The 1,268-nt window shown below is 59.1% G+C and carries 2 protein-coding genes; both read right to left on the reverse strand.

Annotated features, from left to right (window positions below; translation table 11 throughout):
• The coding region (locus KUG43_RS16760; RefSeq protein WP_502988625.1) for an acyltransferase family protein at window positions 1-247 on the reverse strand (247 nt) is incomplete at its 3' end.
• On the reverse strand, window positions 244-1,268 hold a 1,025-nt coding region (locus KUG43_RS16765), incomplete at its 5' end, for an SGNH hydrolase domain-containing protein (protein WP_286194939.1). The genes KUG43_RS16760 and KUG43_RS16765, both read right to left, overlap by 4 nt.

Here is a 1,268-nt window from a genome sequence, read left to right on the forward strand (position 1 = left end):
GCCGGGGCCACAGCGGCTTGCTCGCCTGGCCCAGCAGCGAGCCCATCACCACATAGCCCGAAATCACAAAGAAGACGTCCACTCCCGTGAACCCACCAGGCAGCCACCCCTTGTTCAGGTGGAACACCAGCACCGCCAGCATCGCCGCCCCGCGCAGTGCATCGATGTCCGGCCGGTAGGCAAACCGCGACGGCGCCCTGATACCGGCTGTGGTGCTACCTGAGCTTGCGACTGCCTCCTTCATCATCGGCCCGTCGGGATCAGCCCCGACTGCGACAGGAACCGCTCGAAAGGCGCAGCCAGCGAGCGGCTACCCGACACGCTCAGGTGATGCTTGTCGGCATAAATTGGAGTGCCATTCTTCAATCGGTAGGTCACTTTGCCATTCCTGGTGAGATAAGGGGTGGGGTCGAACACGTGCACATTGGGAAGGCCCGCGGCAACCGCGTGCAACGCCTCACGGACTTTGTTTTGCATACGAGCAGTCTTTTCGGGAGTCGGGGCGCAGCTTGCACCCCCCTGGATTTGACACGCTGCAGGCTCCCTGGCCAGTGGGGGATTGTCGACGAAGAGAACAAGCTGGATCCCCTTGCTGGCCAGCCTGGCAGCATAGGCGCGAAGATTTGCAAGATGGATATCCCTGACCTCTGAGGGCCCGATGGAGCGTTCACCTCTGTAGAGGAGTGTGGCTGGTGAATCCATAGTAGACAGATATCGATGCAGGAAATTAGAGATGATCACAATATCTCCCCGATTCAGTCGAGTTAAAGCCCGTTCCATTTCACCTGCCGCATAATGCCTGCAGGGCTCATACCGACGGTTCTCCCAGGTGACAGTTATGGAGGGATCGATAAGGCAGGCAGCTTGATAGGTGAAACTGATTCGCTGGCCTGTGCGGGCCGTGACCGCATCCAGCATCGGCAGCAGGTGCTGGGCATGGGAATCACCAATCAGAAAGATTTCTCCGGCACCTTGCCTACCGGGCTTGCTACAGCGGTCATAATCTGGACGAGTAGAAGCGTTGTAATCCAATCCGTAGCGAAGACTACAAGCCGCATTGATCTGCGTACCTGGAATCATCGGATCAAGCACTTGTGTACGTTCACGGAAGGGCACCGGATCGGCATCACCGGCCACGAAGAAATAGCCCTTGAAGGTGTGGTGCAGGGCATCGATGCCGAGCCACAACCCCACCACCGCCAGCACCGCCAGCAGCGTCTCCCACCACCACTTCAGCGGATAACGGCGCACCGGCTGCTCCACCAGCC

Source organism: Synechococcus sp. CCY 0621 (assembly GCF_019038465.1).
In the GTDB taxonomy this organism is placed as follows: Bacteria; Cyanobacteriota; Cyanobacteriia; order PCC-6307; family Cyanobiaceae; genus Cyanobium.